Annotated in this window: 17 protein-coding genes; 10 read left to right on the top strand and 7 right to left on the bottom strand. The window is 30.1% G+C overall.

All coding sequences use genetic code 11. The features are described from left to right. Nucleotides 1-27: 27 nt before the first annotated feature. The 3 genes from AQ1685_RS06320 to AQ1685_RS06310 form a co-directional block, all read right to left on the bottom strand. Nucleotides 28-1,167: a glycerophosphodiester phosphodiesterase gene (locus AQ1685_RS06320; RefSeq protein WP_095070438.1), complete on the bottom strand. Its 1,140-nt coding sequence runs from the start codon at nt 1,165-1,167 to the stop codon at nt 28-30. Nucleotides 1,168-1,375: 208 nt separating this feature from the next. After that, entirely contained in the window at nt 1,376-1,990 is a 615-nt protein-coding gene (locus AQ1685_RS06315) for a thioredoxin family protein (RefSeq protein ID WP_095070437.1), read from the bottom strand. A gap of 5 nt (nt 1,991-1,995) precedes the next feature. After that, nucleotides 1,996-2,517 carry a TlpA disulfide reductase family protein gene (locus AQ1685_RS06310; protein WP_095070435.1) on the bottom strand — a complete coding sequence of 174 codons (522 nt, stop codon included), beginning with the start codon at nt 2,515-2,517 and terminating at the stop codon, nt 1,996-1,998. A gap of 220 nt (nt 2,518-2,737) precedes the next feature. On the opposite strand from AQ1685_RS06310, the gene AQ1685_RS06305 reads away from it, so the two are divergent. The 4 genes from AQ1685_RS06305 to AQ1685_RS06290 all read left to right on the top strand — a co-directional run bounded on the left by AQ1685_RS06305 (nt 2,738) and on the right by AQ1685_RS06290 (nt 4,530). Then, nucleotides 2,738-3,598, top strand: a complete 861-nt coding sequence (locus AQ1685_RS06305) for an SPFH domain-containing protein (RefSeq protein WP_095070434.1) — start codon at nt 2,738-2,740, stop codon at nt 3,596-3,598. Nucleotides 3,599-3,609: 11 nt separating this feature from the next. Then, entirely contained in the window at nt 3,610-3,768 is a 159-nt protein-coding gene (locus AQ1685_RS06300) for a DUF4177 domain-containing protein (RefSeq protein WP_157730132.1), read from the top strand. A gap of 2 nt (nt 3,769-3,770) precedes the next feature. Beyond that, entirely contained in the window at nt 3,771-4,265 is a 495-nt protein-coding gene (locus AQ1685_RS20375; RefSeq protein WP_173862346.1) for a hypothetical protein, read from the top strand. 97 nt (nt 4,266-4,362) lie between these two features. After that, the gene (locus AQ1685_RS06290) at nt 4,363-4,530 is read left to right on the top strand and encodes an Arc family DNA binding domain-containing protein (RefSeq protein WP_095070432.1); all 168 of its coding nucleotides are present in this window, start codon (nt 4,363-4,365) and stop codon (nt 4,528-4,530) included. A 16-nt stretch (nt 4,531-4,546) separates the two neighbouring features. On the opposite strand, the gene AQ1685_RS06285 is transcribed toward AQ1685_RS06290, so the two are convergent. Continuing rightward, the gene (locus tag AQ1685_RS06285) at nt 4,547-6,238 is read right to left on the bottom strand and encodes a CocE/NonD family hydrolase (RefSeq protein WP_157730131.1); all 1,692 of its coding nucleotides are present in this window, start codon (nt 6,236-6,238) and stop codon (nt 4,547-4,549) included. 218 nt (nt 6,239-6,456) lie between these two features. Here AQ1685_RS06285 and AQ1685_RS06280 point away from each other — a divergent pair, with 218 nt between their 5' ends. The 6 genes from AQ1685_RS06280 to AQ1685_RS06255 all read left to right on the top strand — a co-directional run bounded on the left by AQ1685_RS06280 (nt 6,457) and on the right by AQ1685_RS06255 (nt 15,124). Next, on the top strand, nt 6,457-9,657 hold the full coding sequence (locus AQ1685_RS06280) for a VPS10 domain-containing protein (protein WP_095070428.1): 3,201 nt from the start codon (nt 6,457-6,459) through the stop codon (nt 9,655-9,657). 137 nt (nt 9,658-9,794) lie between these two features. After that, nucleotides 9,795-10,469 (top strand): DUF2490 domain-containing protein, encoded by a 675-nt coding sequence (locus tag AQ1685_RS06275; RefSeq protein ID WP_095070426.1) that lies wholly within the window; start codon nt 9,795-9,797, stop codon nt 10,467-10,469. An 18-nt stretch (nt 10,470-10,487) separates the two neighbouring features. Beyond that, nucleotides 10,488-11,879, top strand: a complete 1,392-nt coding sequence (locus tag AQ1685_RS06270) for a DUF819 family protein (protein ID WP_095070424.1) — start codon at nt 10,488-10,490, stop codon at nt 11,877-11,879. A gap of 43 nt (nt 11,880-11,922) precedes the next feature. Next, nucleotides 11,923-12,642, top strand: coding sequence for a DUF4369 domain-containing protein (locus tag AQ1685_RS06265; RefSeq protein ID WP_095070422.1), 720 nt, complete (start codon nt 11,923-11,925; stop codon nt 12,640-12,642). Between the two features lie 102 nt (nt 12,643-12,744). Further along, on the top strand, nt 12,745-13,890 hold the full coding sequence (locus AQ1685_RS06260) for a DinB family protein (RefSeq protein ID WP_095070420.1): 1,146 nt from the start codon (nt 12,745-12,747) through the stop codon (nt 13,888-13,890). Nucleotides 13,891-14,005: 115 nt separating this feature from the next. Further along, nucleotides 14,006-15,124 (top strand): hypothetical protein, encoded by a 1,119-nt coding sequence (locus tag AQ1685_RS06255; protein ID WP_157730130.1) that lies wholly within the window; start codon nt 14,006-14,008, stop codon nt 15,122-15,124. Between the two features lie 56 nt (nt 15,125-15,180). Here the strand turns inward: AQ1685_RS06255 and AQ1685_RS06250 are convergent, their stop codons facing one another. The 3 genes from AQ1685_RS06250 to AQ1685_RS06240 form a co-directional block, all read right to left on the bottom strand. Further along, a complete protein-coding gene (locus AQ1685_RS06250; RefSeq protein ID WP_095070416.1) occupies nt 15,181-15,828 on the bottom strand; it encodes a peroxiredoxin-like family protein in 648 nt (215 codons plus the stop codon). 107 nt (nt 15,829-15,935) lie between these two features. Further along, a complete protein-coding gene (locus AQ1685_RS06245; RefSeq protein ID WP_095070414.1) occupies nt 15,936-17,768 on the bottom strand; it encodes a DUF885 domain-containing protein in 1,833 nt (610 codons plus the stop codon). Nucleotides 17,769-17,863: 95 nt separating this feature from the next. Then, nucleotides 17,864-19,828 carry an OmpA family protein gene (locus tag AQ1685_RS06240; RefSeq protein WP_095075014.1) on the bottom strand — a complete coding sequence of 655 codons (1,965 nt, stop codon included), beginning with the start codon at nt 19,826-19,828 and terminating at the stop codon, nt 17,864-17,866. Nucleotides 19,829-19,833 lie beyond the last annotated feature (5 nt).

Here is a 19,833-nt window from a genome sequence, read left to right as displayed (position 1 = left end):
AGTTTTCATTGTTATCATATTATTTTTTTACTCTTTATTTTGTTTCCAAGTTTGTAATGCTTTTACAGCTTCATCAGTGTAATCAGTAAATAATCCATCTACACCTGCATTGAAAAACAAATGATATTCAGTTTCTGGGTTTCCTCCACTCCACTGTGTGTTTTCATTTCTAAATGTGTAAGGATGTACTTGTAAATCGTAATCATGAGCTAATTCAATGAAGTTTGTTGGCTCTAAAACTGTAATATTATTTGCATCTGTCTTGTAAGAAATAATAAAAGGTTTCCATGGCCCAATTCCATCGGCATAACTAGCTGTAAATTCCATTCCTTCTTTGGTTGTAAAAAACTCATATGTTCTTTGATCTCCGTTTATAAAAAAATCATAAGGAGAACCATAAGAAATGAAATCTCCGTCTGGAACATTAAAATCTAGAGATCCATCTTGATTAATATTATAAGTAGAAATCAACTGTACTAACTTCACAGGTGATTTTGTATTGATATATTGTAATGGTTCAACTTCAAAACACTGAACAAAAATTGCAGATTCAATTGTATTGTAATCATTCTCTTTTAAAACTTTGATTAATTCATCTTCCATATAATGCGCACCAAAAACTTCGTTATGGAAATACGGATGTTTAATTTCTGGATAAATTCCAATAGTTCTACCTGTAGTTTGTGTTTGTGTTTTTGCTAAAGTAATTACCTCTTCAAATGTTGGAATATCAAACTGATTATCAAAATTAGTTGGTCTTCCTGCATAAGCTTGTTTTGCTTTTAATTGTTTGATTTGTGCTAAGGTAAAATCTATAGCAAACCAATCGGTTACCATTTTACCATCTAAGTTTTTTGTTGTTTTTAAATTTGCGAATGCTTCTACATCTGCTACGTTAGTTGTTCCAGATAACATAGGCTCATGCCTAACGATTAAATGACCGTCTTTAGTTAAAACTAAATCTGGTTCAATAAAATCTGCTTCTAATTCAATTGCTTTTGTGAAACCTTCAATCGTATGCTCTGGTAAAATAGATTGTGCTCCTCTGTGAGCAATAATTAATGGTCTTTTTTCGCTGTCATTATCATTGTTATCATTATCATCTGAACAAGATGTAAACATGCTAATAGCTAGAACAGCTAAGGGAATAAATTTAAATAGATTCATTTTGGGACTAATTTTTTAATTCGTCCAAATAACAAAATCTAGCATTCATTCAAGTTAAGATAAAATCACCCTATTTCAATAAAAAGTTAAAGAGAATATTATGAAGTTTATAAGATTGTTAAGTCATATTTTTAGAAAATTAAGAAATAAAAAATCCCACACATTTCGTGTGGGATTGATTTATAAAATTATAATTTCTAAATAATTTTTATTTCTTTGTTTTAATAGAGCATCCGATAGCTTTAGTTTCAGTTTTTGTAGGCATATCACCATCTATTAAACTTAAAATTGCTTCTTCTACATACTTAACGCTGGCATTACTCGCATCCCTTGCATTGTTATCAATGGCTCCAATGTAAGATAAAATAAAGTCTTTCTTTTTTCTCTTTAGAATAAAAGTATGAGGTGTTTTTGTAGCACCAAATTTTGGATATACTTTTTGCCCTTCATCGAATAAATATGGAAAAGTAAATCCTTTTTCTTTAGCTCTTACTTTCATAGATTCATAATCATCTCCTTGAGAAACACTAGGATCATTTGGGTTTATTGCTACAACTGGGAACCCCATGTCCTTATATGTCTTATCTAAAGCTATAATTCTATCTTCATACATTTTAGAATACGGACAATGATTACATGTGAATATGACTACTACTCCACTAACATTGTTATAGTCACTTAAAGAAACCATTTTACCGTCGATATTTTTAAGCATAAAATTATCTACTTTATCGCCAATTTTATAAGCTCCTTTATCTTTAACTGTAAAAGCTACACTAGCTACTAATACTAGTAATACAAATACTGATTTAAAAATTTTCATAATATTTAGTTTAAAAATTGTTGTAATTCTTTATTTAATAAATCATAATTAAATGATTGCTCGTAAAAAGCTCTCTTACCATTCTTATAAATGATAGTTGCAGGAATTGCTCCAGACCATTCTGTAGAAATACCATTAATCCATTTATCTTGATCTGGATCATCTAAAACCACAACTTCTGGTTTTAATTCGTGCTCTTTTATAAATGGTAATAATTCACTCTGAATTTGATTAGGAAAGTCTAAACTTACAAGTAATAATTCTACATTTTTATCCTTGTATTCTTCATTCAATTTTTCAAATGCAGGTAACTCTTCTACACATGGCTTACACCAAGTAGCCCAAAAATTAACTACATGAACTTTATCATCTTGCTGTTCTAATAAGGGTTTTAATTGATCGTAATTTAAGATTCTTATAGCTCCATCTGTCACTTTTAAATCTGCTGAAGTTGTTTTCTTGTTTTTCGTATTACAAGAAGCAATAAAAGTTGAAGCTAATACCAATAAAATTAATCTGAATTTCATCTTTTAAAATTAAGTAATCTCATAAAATATCGAAAAAGTATTAACGCTTTTTAACTAAAAAAAATCCTCTTTTTCTTCACTTTTTACTCTATTCCATGAATTCACTCTTCAATATACCATTTTATCTATCTCTAAAGCACTTTATTTCAAAAGTTTGCAAATTCAAAAAAAATAATATATCTTTATGATATCAAAATAATATCATTATAAATTAAAACTTATGAAATCAGAAAAAATCATCAAACCAGCTAGTGGATATTTAATGCTGTTAGTATTCTTTATTTTGTTTATTGGAAGTATAGTTGCTATGATAAAATTAGAAAGTCCTCTTTTTATAATTTCATTATTAGCTTCTATTATTATGTTATTCGGATTTATTCTAGTGAATCCAAATACTTCTAAAGTTGTTTTACTTTTTGGAAAATACATTGGAACTATAAAACAAAACGGATTGTATTGGGCTAATCCTTTCTATACAAAAAAGAAAATTTCTTTACGTGCTAGTAATTTTGATAGTGAACGATTAAAGGTTAACGATAAGCTAGGAAATCCAGTAATGATTAGTACCATTTTAGTATGGCGTGTTACAGATACTTACAAGGCTGCATTCGATGTAGACAATTATGAAAACTTTGTTCGTGTACAAACTGATGCTGCAGTAAGAAAGTTAGCTAGTATGTATCCTTATGATAATTTTGCCGATGAAGGTCATGAAGAAGATATTACTTTACGTTCGAGTGTAAACGAAGTAAGTGAAACTTTAGAAAAAGAATTGGAAGAGCGTTTAGCTATTGCTGGAATAGAAGTTTTAGAAGCTCGAATTGGTTACTTAGCTTATGCGCAAGAAATCGCCAATGCCATGTTAAAAAGACAACAAGCTACTGCTATTGTAGCTGCAAGACATAAAATTGTTGAAGGTGCCGTAAGTATGGTAGAAATGGCTCTTGAAGAATTAAACAAAAAAGAAATTATTGAACTGGATGAAGAACGTAAAGCTGCAATGGTTAGTAATTTAATGATTGTACTTTGTGGTGATAAAGATGCTTCTCCGGTAGTGAATACAGGAACATTAAATCATTAAAAAATAAAATTATGAAAGAATATAAAGTTGTTAAACCAAAACTGGGATTACATAATAGATATCAAAAAATGGAAGATTTGTTGAATCAATACGCACGAGAAGGTTGGGTTGTTAAACATATCGCTGAAAGTTGGATTCATATAGTCTTAGAAAGAGATAAAAACAGATAGTTATGAGGATATTTAAAGAAGAGCAACGTTTTACACAACAATGGCTAATTGCACTTTTAGTAATTGGTCTTATTGTGCCTATTATCATTCTTTCTAAGGCATACGCTGAAGAAAAAATGGAATTAATTGATTTTATTATTGCTATGTGCTTAATTATTATTCCTACAGGTGCAATACTCTTTTTTAAATTAAAAACTCGAATTGATGAACATGGAATTCATTATCGATTTATTCCTTTTCATTTTAAAAATCAAACTATTCATTGGAACGATATTGAAAAAATTCACATCCGAAAATATGATGCAATTACTGAATATGGAGGATGGGGAATGAAAGGTGGTTTATTCTGGAAGAAAAAAAACGGAACAGCTTATAATGTATCAGGTGATATTGGAATTCAAATCGAATTAAAAAACGGAAAACGTATTTTAATAGGTACACAATTGCAAGAGCAAGTTAACACAACAATTAATCATTATAACAATCAAGAGATATGATACGCTTATTATTACTTTTACTATTGTATTTCATTACAATTTTTTGGTCTTTTGTACTTATATAAAATTGTTGAAAAATTAATAATTTAAAATTCTTATGGCTAAAAAGAAAGCATTTGCGTTACGAATAAATGAAGACATGCTTAAGGCTGTTGAAAAATGGGCTGCAGATGAGTTTCGTTCTACAAACGGACAAATAGAATGGATGCTTATGAAAGCCTTAAAAGAAGCAAAAAGAGAACCTAAGAAAAAAGAAGAGGAGTAAAATTACTCCTCTTTTTTTATTTTTTTATTGGTACTATAATTTTACTGGGATACTTCTTGTTATGAAATAACTTAATTATTGCTGTTTTAGCTTTTTGTGCTATTTGTGATGCTGGATCTTCTTTGTAATTAAAATTCTTTTGAACATTCGGATTATCAATAGTTGAAAAAATCAAACGCAACCTACTTCCTTTTTTCACAACTCTACTAAACATGTTTTCTCCTTCAAACAGATATTTATTAATTGTATTTCTTTTAGGAAAATCAACTTTTTTTAGTCCATTTCTATAACGTGCTCTTAGTTGATCGGTTTGTAAAAAAATCGATTCATTATCTTTAGTAATTTCATATACTGAAACTTCAAAATCTGTATCATCTACATCCAATTCAATATAAGCTTCAAAAGCAATTTTTCCATTAATGTTTAAATCTTCTTTTAAAGGTGCAGAATGGTAAATCAAAACTTCTTTATCATTCACATAACTCTGATCTTTATAAAAATCTTTGTTATCACTAGTATAACTTGGATTATCAATCCCATTATTCGCTAGAGGATTATAAACAATTTCGTCTGGATTTTTATCTGAATCCTCAGGTGATTCTATCAATTTACCAGAGTTAAATATACTTTTAGCATCTGTATTTGTAGAACTTAAATAAAATTCTTTCTTCGCGTTCGCTATGTTTTTAAAATCAGAAGTATAATTCCAAACGTTTGTACCCATGGTATAATACGCTACTCTATCTTTTAAAAACTCAGGTTTCTTTCCTTTCTTTAACGTCCAATCAAACCAATTTAAATGTAAAGCATTCATATTTAAAACAGCATTTTCTTTAAACTGAAAACCTCCCAACTCTTTTGCAGGCCTTCTAGTTCCTCCATGACTCCAAGGACCGACAATTAAATAATGATTTAATCTGGCTTGATTGTTTCCATCTTTCATATGGTCTGTGTAATATTTCATTGCGCCAGGTTGATCAGAATCAAAATGACCTGTAATACTTAAAATTGGAATATTTATTTGCTTAGATTCTTCTGGTTTAAAATAATATTGCTGCCAAAATTCATCATGACTAGGATGGGAAATCCAGTTTTGAAAAACTTCTTTCGGATATCCAACTATATCATCATAACTATTAAACTTTGCATTTTTCTTATATAATTCTTCCTGTTTTTGTGTCCAAAAATCAGCTCCAAATAATTTCTGATTGATAGTTTTTTCACTCGTTAACATTAACCAACGCATTACATATGGATAGAAAATATTATTGTATTTCGGAAAATCTAAACCTGGTCCAACTGAAGCAGTAGGAATAATTGTTTTTAAATACTTTGGAAATTCTTTTAATACGAACCATTGATTCATTCCTCTGTAAGAACCTCCCATCATTCCAACTTTTCCGTTACTCCATGGTTGCTCACCAATCCAATTAACTACTTCTGCCCCATCTTTAGCATCATCTTGAAAAGGAATAAATTTACCTTCAGAATTACCTCTACCTCTACAATCTACTGTAATAAATACATAACCATTACGAGAAAAAAACAAACCTCTTTCATGATTTTCATCTGAAACATAAGGTGTAATTACAAGAATTGTTGGATACTTTTTTTGATTGGTATAATCTTCAGGAAGATAAATGTTAGATGATAATTTGGTTCCATCTGAAAGCTTTATTTTTTGATAAAACTTAATTTTTATGTTCAAAGAATCTGAGGAATTTTCAGCTTTAGCAATGAGACTATAAAAAAATATACATAGCAATATTAAAAATTTAGAGTGTTTCATAGTTTATCTGATTTATGTCAAAAATAATTTTCCTTTTTAGCCATACAAAACTAAACAAAGTCATTAACAGTTTTTTAAGAAATTACAAATCATTAAGCTGTATTTTTAGCTTTCTTAATCAACTAATTCATTTTTCGATGAAAAAAATTATTATACCTCTACTTTTATTCATCTCATGTTTTGTTACCGCACAGGAACTTTCTATGGATGTTTTAAAAAATATGAAGCCAAGAAATATTGGTCCTGGTGGAATGAGTGGAAGAGTTACATCTATTGATGTCGTACATAAAAACCCAGATGTTATGTACGTAGGAACTGCCTCTGGTGGTTTATGGAAATCTACTTCTGGTGGAATTAAATGGGAACCTATTTTTGAAAAAGAAGTTACTGCATCTATTGGTGCTGTAGCTATTCAACAATCAAATCCAAGTGTAATTTGGGTTGGAACAGGAGAAGGAAATCCAAGAAACAGTTTAAATGGCGGATATGGAATTTACAAGTCTTTAGACGGTGGTAAAACTTGGAAATCTATGGGGTTAGAAAAAACTCGTCATATTCACAGAGTAATTATCGATCCTACAAATCCTGATATTGTTTATGCTGCTGCTATTGGATCTCCTTGGGGAGAACATCCTGAAAGAGGAGTTTTTAAAACTGTAGACGGAGGTAAAACTTGGAAAAAAGTTTTATACAGTAACAATAAAACTGGTGCTGCTGATTTAGTTATGGATCCTTCAAACCCTAACAAATTAATTGCTGCGATGTGGGAACACAAGCGTGATCCTTGGTTTTTTAAATCTGGAGGAAAAGGAAGTGGATTATACATTACTTATGATGGTGGAGAAAACTGGAAAAAAGTAACTGATAAAGAAGGTTTTCCTAAAGGAGACTTAGGAAGAATTGGTGTTGCTATTTCTAGAAGTAATCCAAATACAATTTACGCTTTAGTAGAATCTAAAAAGAATGCTTTATATAAAAGTGAAGATGGTGGATTTAAATGGAAAAAAATAAATCATAAACCAGGAATTGGTAACCGTCCTTTCTATTATTCAGAAATTTATGCTGATCCTCAGAATGAAAACAGGTTATATTCAATTTTCACTTATGTAAATGTTTCTCAAGATGGAGGAAAAAGTTTCAAGCAATTAATGCCTGCATATGGAGCAAATAATGGCGTACACCCAGATCACCACGCTTGGTGGATTCATCCAGAGAATGGAAAATTCATGATCGATGGAAATGATGGTGGTTTAAATATTACCCGTGATGGTGGTAAAACTTGGCGTTTTATAGGAAACTTACCAGTAGCACAATTTTACCATATAAATGTAGATAATGAATATCCGTATAATGTTTATGGAGGAATGCAAGACAACGGTTCTTGGAGAGGACCAGCTTATGTATGGAAAGCTCAAGGAATTCGTAATTCATACTGGCAAGAAATTAGTTTTGGAGACGGTTTTGATGTAGTTCCAGATAGAGACGATTCTCGTTACGGATGGTCGATGAGTCAGCAAGGTTTTGTTTCTCGTTACGATTACAAAACTGGAAACAATTATACTGTAAAACCAACACATCCTGACCCAGAAGTAAAATTACGTTTCAACTGGAATTCAGCAATTAACATAGATCCTTTTGATAATTCAACTATTTACTTCGGAAGTCAATTTGTACATAAATCAACAGATAAAGGTTTAACTTGGGAAGTAATTTCTCCAGATTTAACTACTAATGATAAAAGTAAACAAAAACAACACGAAAGTGGTGGATTAACAATTGATGCTACTGGTGCTGAAAATCACTGTACTGTTTTAGTTATTGAGCCTTCTCCTGTTGAAAAAAACATGCTTTGGGCTGCTACAGATGATGGACGAGTTCACGTAACTCAAAACGGTGGTTCAACTTGGACAGATGTTTCTAAAAACATTAAAGGTTTACCAGCAAATAGTTGGATTGTTCAAATTAAAGCTTCAAACAAAAATAAAGGAGAAGCTTTATTAATTGCGAACGATTATCGTCGTTTTAACTATACTCCTTATGCGTATAGAACTAAAAACTATGGAAAGACTTGGGAACGCATTGTTGATGAAAATGATGTAAAAAGTTACACGTTAAGTATTGTTGAAGATCCTGTAGAATCTAACTTATTATTCTTAGGTACAGACGATGGATTATATGTTTCTGTAGATGCTGGTAAAAAATGGACAAAATGGACGGCGGGATTCCCTACTGTTTCTGTAAAAGATTTAGTGATTCATCCAAGAGAACACGATTTGGTGATTGGTACTTTTGGTAGAGCTGCTTGGGTATTAGATGATATTCGTCCTTTACGTGCTATTGCTTCAAATAAAAATATCTTAACTAAAAAATTCGATGTATTTACGCCACCAACTGCATATCAAGCGAGTTACCAACAACCAACAGGAAGTCGTTTTGGTGCAGATGCTTTATACAATGGTGAAAACAGACCTTTTGGAGCTCGAATCAAGTTCTATATGAACAAGCCTAAAATGGCTAAAAAACCAGTAAAGAAATCTAAAGAAGATCTTAAGAAAAAAGACGAAGACAAAAAGAAAATTAAATGGGACTCTATTAAGTTTGAAATTTATGATGGAACTCGTTTAATAAGAACTTTAAAAAGAAAAGCACCAAAAGAAAATGGAATTCATACTCAAACTTGGTTTATGAATGAAAAAGGTGTGGCTCGTCCTTCAAGAAGAATTAGAAAATCTAAATCTGAACCAAGTGGAGTTCCTGTTAAACCTGGAACTTATAAAATTAAAGCAACGTTTGGTGATCAAACTGCAGAAACAAATATCACTGTAAAATACGATCCGAGATTAGAAATATCTCAAGCTGCAATTGATGAAAAATACAACACTTCTAAAACACTTCAAAAACATCAAAAAGTTATAGCTGATGCCGTAAAACAACTGGTAGAAAGTAAAAAAATAGCAGAAGATTATCAAAAAGAGCTGTCTACTAAAGATAAAAAGAAGTACGAAGCTCAAATAAAATCTTCAAAAGAGATTATCAAAAAGATTGATACTTTATTAAATACATTCTTAGGAAAAGTTGATAAACGTCAAGGAATTATTAGAAGCCCAGAAGTAAATGTAGTTCAACGTTTAGGAACAGCTAACTGGTATTCTAGCAGCAGATTTGGTAAACAAACTGCAACTGAAAAAAGGTTAATCGAACAGTTTAAAACATCATTAAATAAAGTTTTAACTAAAACCAATACATTCTTTAACAAGGAATGGCCTACTTATAAAAATGAAGTAGAAAAAATTACTATTTCTCCTTTTAAGGAAACTAAAATTTTCTCTATTAATTAAGTAAATCACATACTTTTAAAATCCGTTTATTCTTTGAATAGACGGATTTTTTTATTCAAAAAAACTTGATAAAAATCAACAATATTAAAAACTGTATTTTTATCACTTTATTCTAAACAAACAACCTGTAAATTTATATGAAAAAATATATTCTAATAGCCATTGTAATTTGGGGCGTGAATATAAACGCACAAACAACATTGCCTAATCCTGTAGAAGAATTAGGAGTTTGGTATATGTATAATGGTTCGCATCGAGTATCTGAAAAATTTAGTATTAAATCTATGGCGCATTTTCGCTTTTTTGAATTTGGTGAAGATATGCAACAGTTTATTGGCCGTTTTGGGGCAAATTATAAAATAAATAAAACATTTGGTGCTACTTTAGGATATGCATATTTAAATACAGACACATCTTACGAAGTAGACGAAGGAACTTTTGGGGATCATAGGATTTATGAAGATTTATTAGCAAATCATAAAATAGGGGCTTTAAAATTTGCACATCGTTTACGTGCTGAACAGCGATTTTTCAGATCTCAAACTGGACATTTCATTCGATATCAATTAGGTTTAAGTTACCCATTGAGCAATAAATGGTCTACGTATTTATATGATGAGGTTTTCTTTGATTTTACAGGACAATCATACAATCAAAACTGGTTAGGTGCTGGAGTGAAATATCAATTATCTAAAGTTGTGAAATTACAATTAGGCTATATGAGCATTAATACAGATGCTAGTCAGAATTTTGATAGAATTCAAATAGGAATTGCTATAAGTACAGATCACAGAAAGAAAGAAAAAAATTAATCCTTTTAAATTTAAAAAATGAAAATTTCTGAAATTAATAATGACATTCCTGTATTCCATAATGATACAGTTATATTCGGAATGCTAATGATAACACTTGCTGTTATATTTTTTTCATCTGAATTAAAATCATTCAAAAAGTTTTATCAAGTAGTTCCTACCCTACTTTTGTGTTACTTTTTACCTTCTATTCTTACTTCTTTAGGTTTAATAGCCGATAAATGGATAGATGTGCAAGCCACTATCGATCATTTAAGTAGTACTTATAACTTAAACAATGTAAATTCTCTTGAAAGCTTAAAAGTTTTTATTGCAGATAACAACATTGATCAATCTGAATATCAAAAATTTATGGGTGGTAGTAAATTGTATTATATCGCTTCAAGATTTTTACTTCCAGCTTCTCTAATATTTTTAACGCTAAGTATAGATTTAAAAGGAATAATTAAACTAGGACCTAAAGCTTTAATTATGTTCTTAACAGCTACTATAGGAGTTATCATTGGAGGACCATTAGCTATTTTATTCTTTAAATTCGTTTACCCTGATTTAATTACAAATATTGAAGGAACAGAATTATGGAGAGGTTTGTCTACTGTTGCTGGTAGTTGGATTGGTGGTGGTGCTAATCAATTAGCCATGAAAGAACAATGGAATGTTAGCGATAATTTATTTAGTATTATGGTTGTTGTAGACGTTTTAGTTGCTGAAGTTTGGATGGCTTTTTTACTGATAGGAATTGCTAAATCAAAAAAAATAGATTCATTTTTTAAAGCTGACAATTCATCTATAGAAATTTTAAAACAAAAAATGGAGAAGTTTACTTTAGAGACTTCAAGAATTCCAACTTTTAATGAATTAATCATATTATTAGGAATTGGATTTGGTTTTACTTCTCTAAGTCATTTTTTTGGCGATAATCTTAGTCAATTTATTAAAGAAAACATACCTTCTTTAGTTAATTTTGGATTAGGAAGTTCTTTCTTCTGGTTGATCATTCTAGCGACTAGTTTTGGCGTTTTATTATCATTTTCTAAAGCAAAAAATTATGAAGGTGCCGGAGCTAGTAAAATTGGAAGTGTATTTATCTACATTCTTGTAGCCACTATAGGAATGAAAATGAATATCAATGCTATTATAGATAACTTAGGCTTATTTGCTTTAGGTTTTGTGTGGATGATTATTCATGTAGGATTATTATTCGTAGTGGCCAAATTAATTAAAGCTCCTTATTTCTTTTTAGCTGTAGGCTCTAAAGCTAATATTGGTGGAGCTGCAAGTGCGCCAGTAGTTGCAGGAGCCTTTCATCCTTCTTTGGCTCCAGTTGGTGTTTTATTAGCTGTTTTAGGATATGCACTCGGAACTTATGGTGCATTTGCATGTGCATTACTAATGAAATGGGTAAGTTAATACGGTTTTTTTTAGCATATTTGCATTCGAAAATAACGATCCAATGAAAAAAATTATCATAGCTTGTATTGTTTCTCTAATAGCTTTTTCTTGTAGTAGCAAGAAGAAAGGAAACATGGTAGTGAAAGGTGAAATAAAAGGTATAAAAAAAGGTACCTTATACTTACAAAAAATGATTGATACGGTTTTAGTTTCTGCTGATTCTATACAATTATTTGGAGACAATAAATTTGAACTATCAGACAATGTAGACTCTCCAGTAATGTATTATTTGACCTTTAAAAGTGGTGATAATGAACCTAAAAAATTAATGTTCTTTGGTGAAAAAGGTGAAATTATTATTAATGATGAGATTGAAAAATTTGGTTTTAAACCTTCTATAACAGGATCAGAAAATCAAAAAGTAATGGATGAATTTAATAAGATTAATCATCAATTTAAAATGAGACGCCTAGATTTTATTGCAAAAGATATTGAAGCTAGAGCAAAAAAAGATTCTGTAGTTATAGATAGTTTAGAAAAGGCTTATAAGAAAATGGTTCGTAGACGTTTTTTATATACTACAAATTTTGCTGTGTCTAATGCAGATTCTGAAGCAGCTCCTTACATTGCTCTTTCAGAACTTTTTGACGCTAACATTTATTTACTAGATACCATTAATAATAGTTTAACTGGTAACGTAAAAAAATCTGATTACGGTAAACGATTGCAAAAATTCATTGATGATATTAAAAAATCTGAAAATGAAACTCAGAAAAAATAAAATAAGACTTAAAAAGTCTCTTAAAAAAGTTCAATATTATTAAATATTGAACTTTTTTTTATTTTTGTGCCTTCCAAAAAACCATTTAAAACTATATAAACTATGAAAAGGTATACACTTTTATACATTTCAGTATTGTTATTTACCAACATTTTATTTGCACAATCAAAAAAAGCAATCTCTAGAGATTGGACTTCTTTTGGTCAAAGCATTGAAATTACTTCTAATACTGAAAAAAAATTCAAATTAGTTGGACATTTAAAAACTGAACCAAAAGACAAATCTGCTTGGTCTGGCCTGTGGGCTAGAGTTGATACTAAAAACGACGAACCTGGCTTTTTCGACAATATGAGAAATCGACCAGTAAAAACTAATACTTGGAAAGAATATACTATCGAAGGTGTTATTAATAAAAATTCTAAAACATTAAATTTTGGAGGATTATGTTTAAACAACGGTAAATTTTACTTTGATAATATCAAACTTTTTATTGAAGATAAAAACGGAAAATTTCAAGAAATGCCTTTCCTAAACAGTGATTTTGAAGATACTATTAAAGATAATACCGTTAAAAATTGGTTCGAATCTACAAGAAATAAAACTACAGTTAGAGTAAAAGAATTTACACTAGAAGGAAGTAATGATGCTGTATCTGGAAAACAATCTTTATTAATTACTGGATCTGGAATAAAAGTTTCAGAATACGAATTAGGTAAAATAGGAAAAGAGAATGCAGAAAACCCTCAAATCGATAACATGATTGCTATGTTAGAAGATTTGAAAGGTAGACTTGAAAGTATTGTTAAAAATTTACCTCAAGAACATGTGGATCATTTACATGACGATAAAGCAAACCGTTTTGGTGCTTTAGTTATGCATTTAGCAGCTGCAGAAGTATACTATCAAAAATATACTTTTGGTTCTTCTACTTTTGATGAAGAAAATCCGGAAATGTGGAAAGTTGGTTTAGATTTAGGTGATAAAGCTAGAGAAATGTTTAAAGATAAACCTATGAGTTATTATTTAGATCTATTTGATAAAGTTAGAGCTAAAACTATTGAAGAATTACGTAAAAGAGATGATAAATGGTTTAAGCAAGTAAATGCAGGAAACAGTATATCTAATCAATATTCTTGGTTTCATGTAATGGAACATCAGTCTAGTCATTTAGGTCAGATTTTATTTTTACGTAAAAGACTTCCTCCTTTAAATGAAGAAGTAAAACTTAAAAAAGAAATTAAAAACTAAAATATAAATCCTGCTAATCAGCAGGATTTTTTAATTTTAGAGAACTAAAAACATATAATTGCTATCTAATTTTTCAGAAAAACTTTCTAAAAAATTAAGCTTAACTAAAAATATTATGGATCAGAATCAATTACCAACAGCCATTGTTTTACCTAGTTTAGATATCAACATAGAAGATCAATGGGAAAAAACAAGAGGAATAGCTACACCTCGTTTTTCAACAGTTTCAGAAATATATCCAAATCAAAACTTCCAAATTATTATAGTACTTGGAAAGTATAAAATAGTAGACAATAAAATTCGAGTTAATATTACCTGTGATGTTGAAAGTACTGATGGAAAAACTACTTTACCTAGTGACTTTAATATTACGTTAGAAGCCAATTTAGAGAAGTTTATCGGTTTAATTCTTTTGCCTAAGCTTCCTGTTTTTACATTTAATTCTACTTATCCTGAAGGTGAATATAAAGTAATTGTAAAAGTAAACGATACACAAACAGAAGAAGATGTAGAAGTTATTGAAAACACTGTTACACTTCGTAAAGATTTTCCAAATAAACCTCTAGAATTAAAAGATGAATTAGAAACATGGAGACAGAACTATTATTTAGATCCGAAACCGAATGAGTTGCTTCACGCCTATTTTAAATCTTTAGATGAAATCGGAATTAACAATGATGCAAGTATTCTGTTTTATGTAGAAGCTTTAAATAATTCTTTATTTCTTGCTGATGATATTAATAGACTTTTAGCTGATGAAAATTTACCCCAACTACATCGAAACGGATTAAATATTTTACTGGCAAGATCAAATTATAAAAATGTAGACCTAGAAAACTTCTCTGATCAAGAATTAAAGATACTTCATGAAATTCGTGAAGAAGGTTTTTACAATCCTTTATTGTTAGAAGAAACTGTATCACATCCAAGAGGATTAGATATGCTTTGGAGTTTATTCTTCGCCAATGGTAAATATGAAAATATTGAAAAAATTATTGATGCATTAGCGCTTACTGAAGGAAAAGATCCTGAAAATTTAAAAGATTTACCACAAGAAGAAGCTATTGCTTTCGCCATTGGATCGGCAAGTTTTTGGTCGTTAGGTGTAAATGGGAAACATCATCCTTTAGTTAAAACCTTTATGATTTACAAAGTAAATCAACCGAATATTCCTGAATATGTAAAAGATTCATTAATCTCTATTCTGACAGAAATGGACGCAGAAGAAAACTAAAATTAAAACAAAAAAAATCCCACAGATTTGTGGGATTTTTTTATTGTAGCTTATTCTTAAATATTTTCTAAAGCTTTTCTTATTTCAGAAATCTCAGCTCTTTTTGTGTAATCTTCTTTTACAAAAGCATATTGGATTACATGATCATTATCTATTACATAAGTAGCTGCCATAGGTAACTCTCCAGTTGTATTTTGATTATGCTTTTCTAAATCGATTTTAAATTCGTTACTATAGATATTTTCTAATTCTTCATCTAGTTTAAAAACTAATCCAAGCTCTTTTCCTAATTTATTATCTATATCGCTTAACACTTCAAAAGTTAGTTCGTTCTTCTCTTCTGTAGTTAAAGAACTATCTGGTGTTTCAGGAGAAATTGCTACTAAATTTGCTCCTAAATTTTTAAACTCTGGTAATGCTTGTTGAAGTGCTTGTAACTCTAAATTACAATACGGACACCAACCGCCTCTATAAAAAGAAATCACTGTAGCCTTCTCTCCTTTTACGGTATTTAGACTAACTTCTTGAGACTTTACGTTAGGCAATTCAAAAGAAGGAAAAGTATCTCCAACTTTAAATGCTTGGGCTGATATTTCTTGTGTAATTAAATCGTTGGTTGTTTTATCCATCACCTCTAAAATAGAGGTTGGTATTTTCTTTCTTCCTAAAGCTACTCGTGCTTCTAAAGCTTCTGTTAAACTCATATTATTTAGATTTATCTTATGGTATTATAGTCTTAAAATCTCAGAAAAGATTACAAAAAAATCCATCGAATTAAGTCGACGGATTTTAATTTTATAAATAGTATAAATTACTTTTCTGAAGAAATATAATTATCTACTAAGTTTTCTAAAACATTTAATGGTAATGGACCGTTGGTTAATACTACATCATGGAATTTTCTAATATCAAATTTATCGCCTAAAGCCTTTTTTGCTTTTTCACGCAATTCTATAATTTTTATCATTCCAATTTTATATGCTGTAGCTTGACTTGGCATCACAATATGACGTTCTACCATTTTAATAGCGTCTGATTCTGCATTTGGTGTATTATCTGTATAATATTTGATTCCTTCTTCACGAGTCCATTTTTTAGCATGAATTCCCGTATCTACCACTAAACGACAAGCTCTCCATAATTCCATTGCTAAACGACCAAAATCTGAATATGGATCTGAATAGAATCCCATTTCCTTAGGAATAAACTCAGAGTATAATCCCCAACCTTCAACATAAGCTGTATAACGACCTAATTTTCTAAACATTGGAATATCTTTTAATTCTTGAGCGATAGCGATTTGCATATGATGTCCTGGAATTCCTTCATGATATGCTAATGCTTCCATTTGATAAGAAGGCATACTTGCCATATCGTACATATTTGCATAATATGTTCCTGGTCGAGAACCATCTAAAGCAGGTTGCTGATAAAATGCTTTTCCTGCAGATTTTTCTCTAAATGCTTCTACAGCTTTTACCTGTAAATCAGCTTTTGGTTTTGTAATAAATAATTCATCTAAACGAGTTTTCATGCTATCGATGATAAACTCAGCTTTATCCATATATTCTTTTCTACCTTTATCGCTATCTGCAAAGTAAAACTGTTGATCTGTTTTCATGAATTTGAAAAAGTCTTGTAAACTTCCTTTAAAACCAACTTTTTCTTTAATAATATTCATTTCATTATGAATTCTAGCAACCTCTTTTAATCCGATTTCATGAATTTCATCTGCTGTTAAATTTGTTGTTGTTGTTCTTTTTAGTGCATTGTTATAAAAAGCAGCTCCGTTAGGAAACTTCCAAACGCCATCTTCTGTACTTGCAACCTTTTCTTGTGCTTCTAATGTTTTGATTAAATTCATGTATCCGGCAAAAACATTCTCTTTTAATGCTTTTTTTGCATCTGTAATTAAAGTTGATTTTTCTGCTGGATCAATTTTTAATTTAGAAACTTTATTTTCAAAATCGTTTAATAAAGTACTCTTCTCTTTAGAAGTATCGAAAGGCTGACCTTTGATTAAGTTTTTTGAATCATCTAAAACACGAGCAAAAACAAACTTAGGAATCATAATTCCTGCTTCTTGTCTTTTCTTTAATCCTTTAACTAATTCAGCAAACATTGGTTCTATTCCTCTTAATCTACTGATATAGTTTTCTGCATCTTTCTTCGATCTAATTTGATGCATATTGATTAAAAATGCTGGAATTTCTGCTTGAGAACCATGCATTTGGTTTACAGGATACGTGTATAATCTATATTTATCATCTTCAATTGTTTCCTCTAAACTTTGTTTAAAAAGATCGTAGCTCAACTTCGTCGGCTCATCTAAAGCTTTTACGTTTACAGAATCAGTAATCCATTGTAAAGCTTGTTTTGTAAATTCTAATTCCTTGTCTTGAAATTCTTCTGAAATATCATCCCACTTATCTGCATCTTTACTCGATCCTAAATACGTTTGATACATTGGATGACGATCTTGATTCGCTGTAAATTGCTTTTGAAAGAAGTCATTTACTTTTTTTGATTCTTTCTGAATGGCTTCTTGGGAGAAAACTATTTCTTTTTCTTCGTTGGTTTTACACGATCCGAAAAGAAATAGAGAAGCAACTACTAAAGTTGATTTACTATAATTTAATCTCATTATTATAAATTGAATTGATTTTTAACGTAAATATAGCTAATAAAAAAAGCACTCCTAAACGAAGTGCTTTTTCAAGTTATCAAACATGTATCTATTTATTGGTTACTCGAGGTGACATTTTTTCCTCCACTAACTATATAAAAGTACGATCTTCTATTTCGTTGATGTTCTTCTTTAGAACAACGTTTTTGATTGGCGTCATTACAGTGATTTAATAATTGATCTTCTCCATATCCTATAGCACTTTCTATTCTATTAGATGCAATTCCTCGTGATATTAAATAAGCTCTTGTGGACTTTGCTCTGTTGGTAGATAAAGTTCTGTTGTAAGCTTTGGTTCCTCTACTATCGGTATGAGATTCTATTTTGATCACCATATCTGGATGGTTTTTCATTACGGTTACAATATGTTCTAACTCGTACTCGGCATCTTCTCTGATGTTATATAAATCAAAATCAAAGTAAATAGGATTGATTACTATTTGTGGCTGCTCTTTCGGCGTTTCTACGATTAATGATTCTAAAACTAAATCTGCCTGAATTGTTTTTTTATCAATATCTTCTGTAGCTGTATCTTTTTTATCGTTTCTGTAGTCGTCTTTTGAAGCAGTTACTGTATAGTTATTTTCACAAGCTATGTCTTTAAAAGTATATCGACCATCGGCTATAGTAACTTGTTTGCTAATTGGCTCTCCTTTTTCATTTATTAAACGAACTGTAGCTCCTGATATAGGCACTCCTGTTCTTGAGTCGGTAACAACACCTGTAATGTCTTCTTTACATCTGTAAATTACAAAACTATAAATATCATCATCACCTTTTCCTCCTGTTCTATTTGATGAAAAATAACCGTATGATTTATCTTCACTTATAACAAAACTAAAATCATCTAAAGGACTATTTACTGGGGAACCTAAATTTACTGGAGCTGTAAACTTATTATCTGAAATTTTTGATTCGAAAACATCTAAAGCTCCTAAACCTAAATGACCATCTGAAGCAAAATATATGGTGTTTTCATTGTCGACATAAGGAAACATTTCTCTACTTTCTGTATTAATTGGTCTTCCTAAATTTACTGGACTTCCATAGGTTCCATCATTTCTAATCTTAACTGAATAAATATCTGTTGCTCCGTAACCACCGGGCATATCTGAAACGAAATATAAAGTTTTACCATCTGGACTTAAAGCTGGATGTCCACAGGAATATAAATCACTATTAAATGGCAATTCTTCAAGGTTTTTCCATTCGCCATCTATATTTTCTGCTTTATAAATTTTTAAATGGGTAACTTTATCGTCGTCTCCTCTTAATTTGTCTCCATCGTAATTATCTCTAGTAAAATATAATGTATTTCCGTCGCTAGTCAATATTGCATTGGATTCATGATATCTTGTATTTACATCAGAAAATCGAGTAGCATTTGAAACCTGTAAACCCTGTTCTACATTTCCTATTTCTTCATCGGCAGTATATATATTCAAAAAAGGTTGATCGTTCCATTTATAAATTTTTTTATCATATTTAGTACCTTCTGGTTTTGTTGAAGCAAAGTATAGTTTATCTCCATATATAAATCCTCCGAAATCTGAATATTTAGTATTTGTTGATAGGTTTTTTACATTAACAAACGTTTTTTTTCTGTTGGAATATTCCACAAAATAATTTCTATTTTTCTCTAACTCAAGTGCTCTTGAATCGTCTTTATTGACTTCTTTAAGTTTTTCTAACCAACGATCAGATTCTTTTATTTTCCCATTACTCTTTAGTGTTTGAGCATATCTAAATAAATATTCTGGTGTAACTTCGTTTGCATATTTATCCATTAACAATGAATACCATTTTTCGGCTTTTTCAGATTCTGTATTGTAATAATATGAATCTCCTAATCTACTTATGACTAATTGAGAATCATCACCTTTATCGTATATAGTTTTATATAACTCAGCTGATTTTTTGTAAGCAAACTCATTAAAATAACGGTCTGCTGCATACTTGCGTTGTCCTAAAGCTATTATGCTTATAAACAATGTATAGAATAAAATAACTTTTTTCATAATTA

The organism is Tenacibaculum jejuense, from assembly GCF_900198195.1.
GTDB lineage: Bacteria > Bacteroidota > Bacteroidia > Flavobacteriales > Flavobacteriaceae > Polaribacter > Polaribacter jejuensis.
The sequence above is the reverse complement of the archived record's forward strand: the minus strand, read 5'-3'. Positions and strand labels throughout refer to the sequence as shown.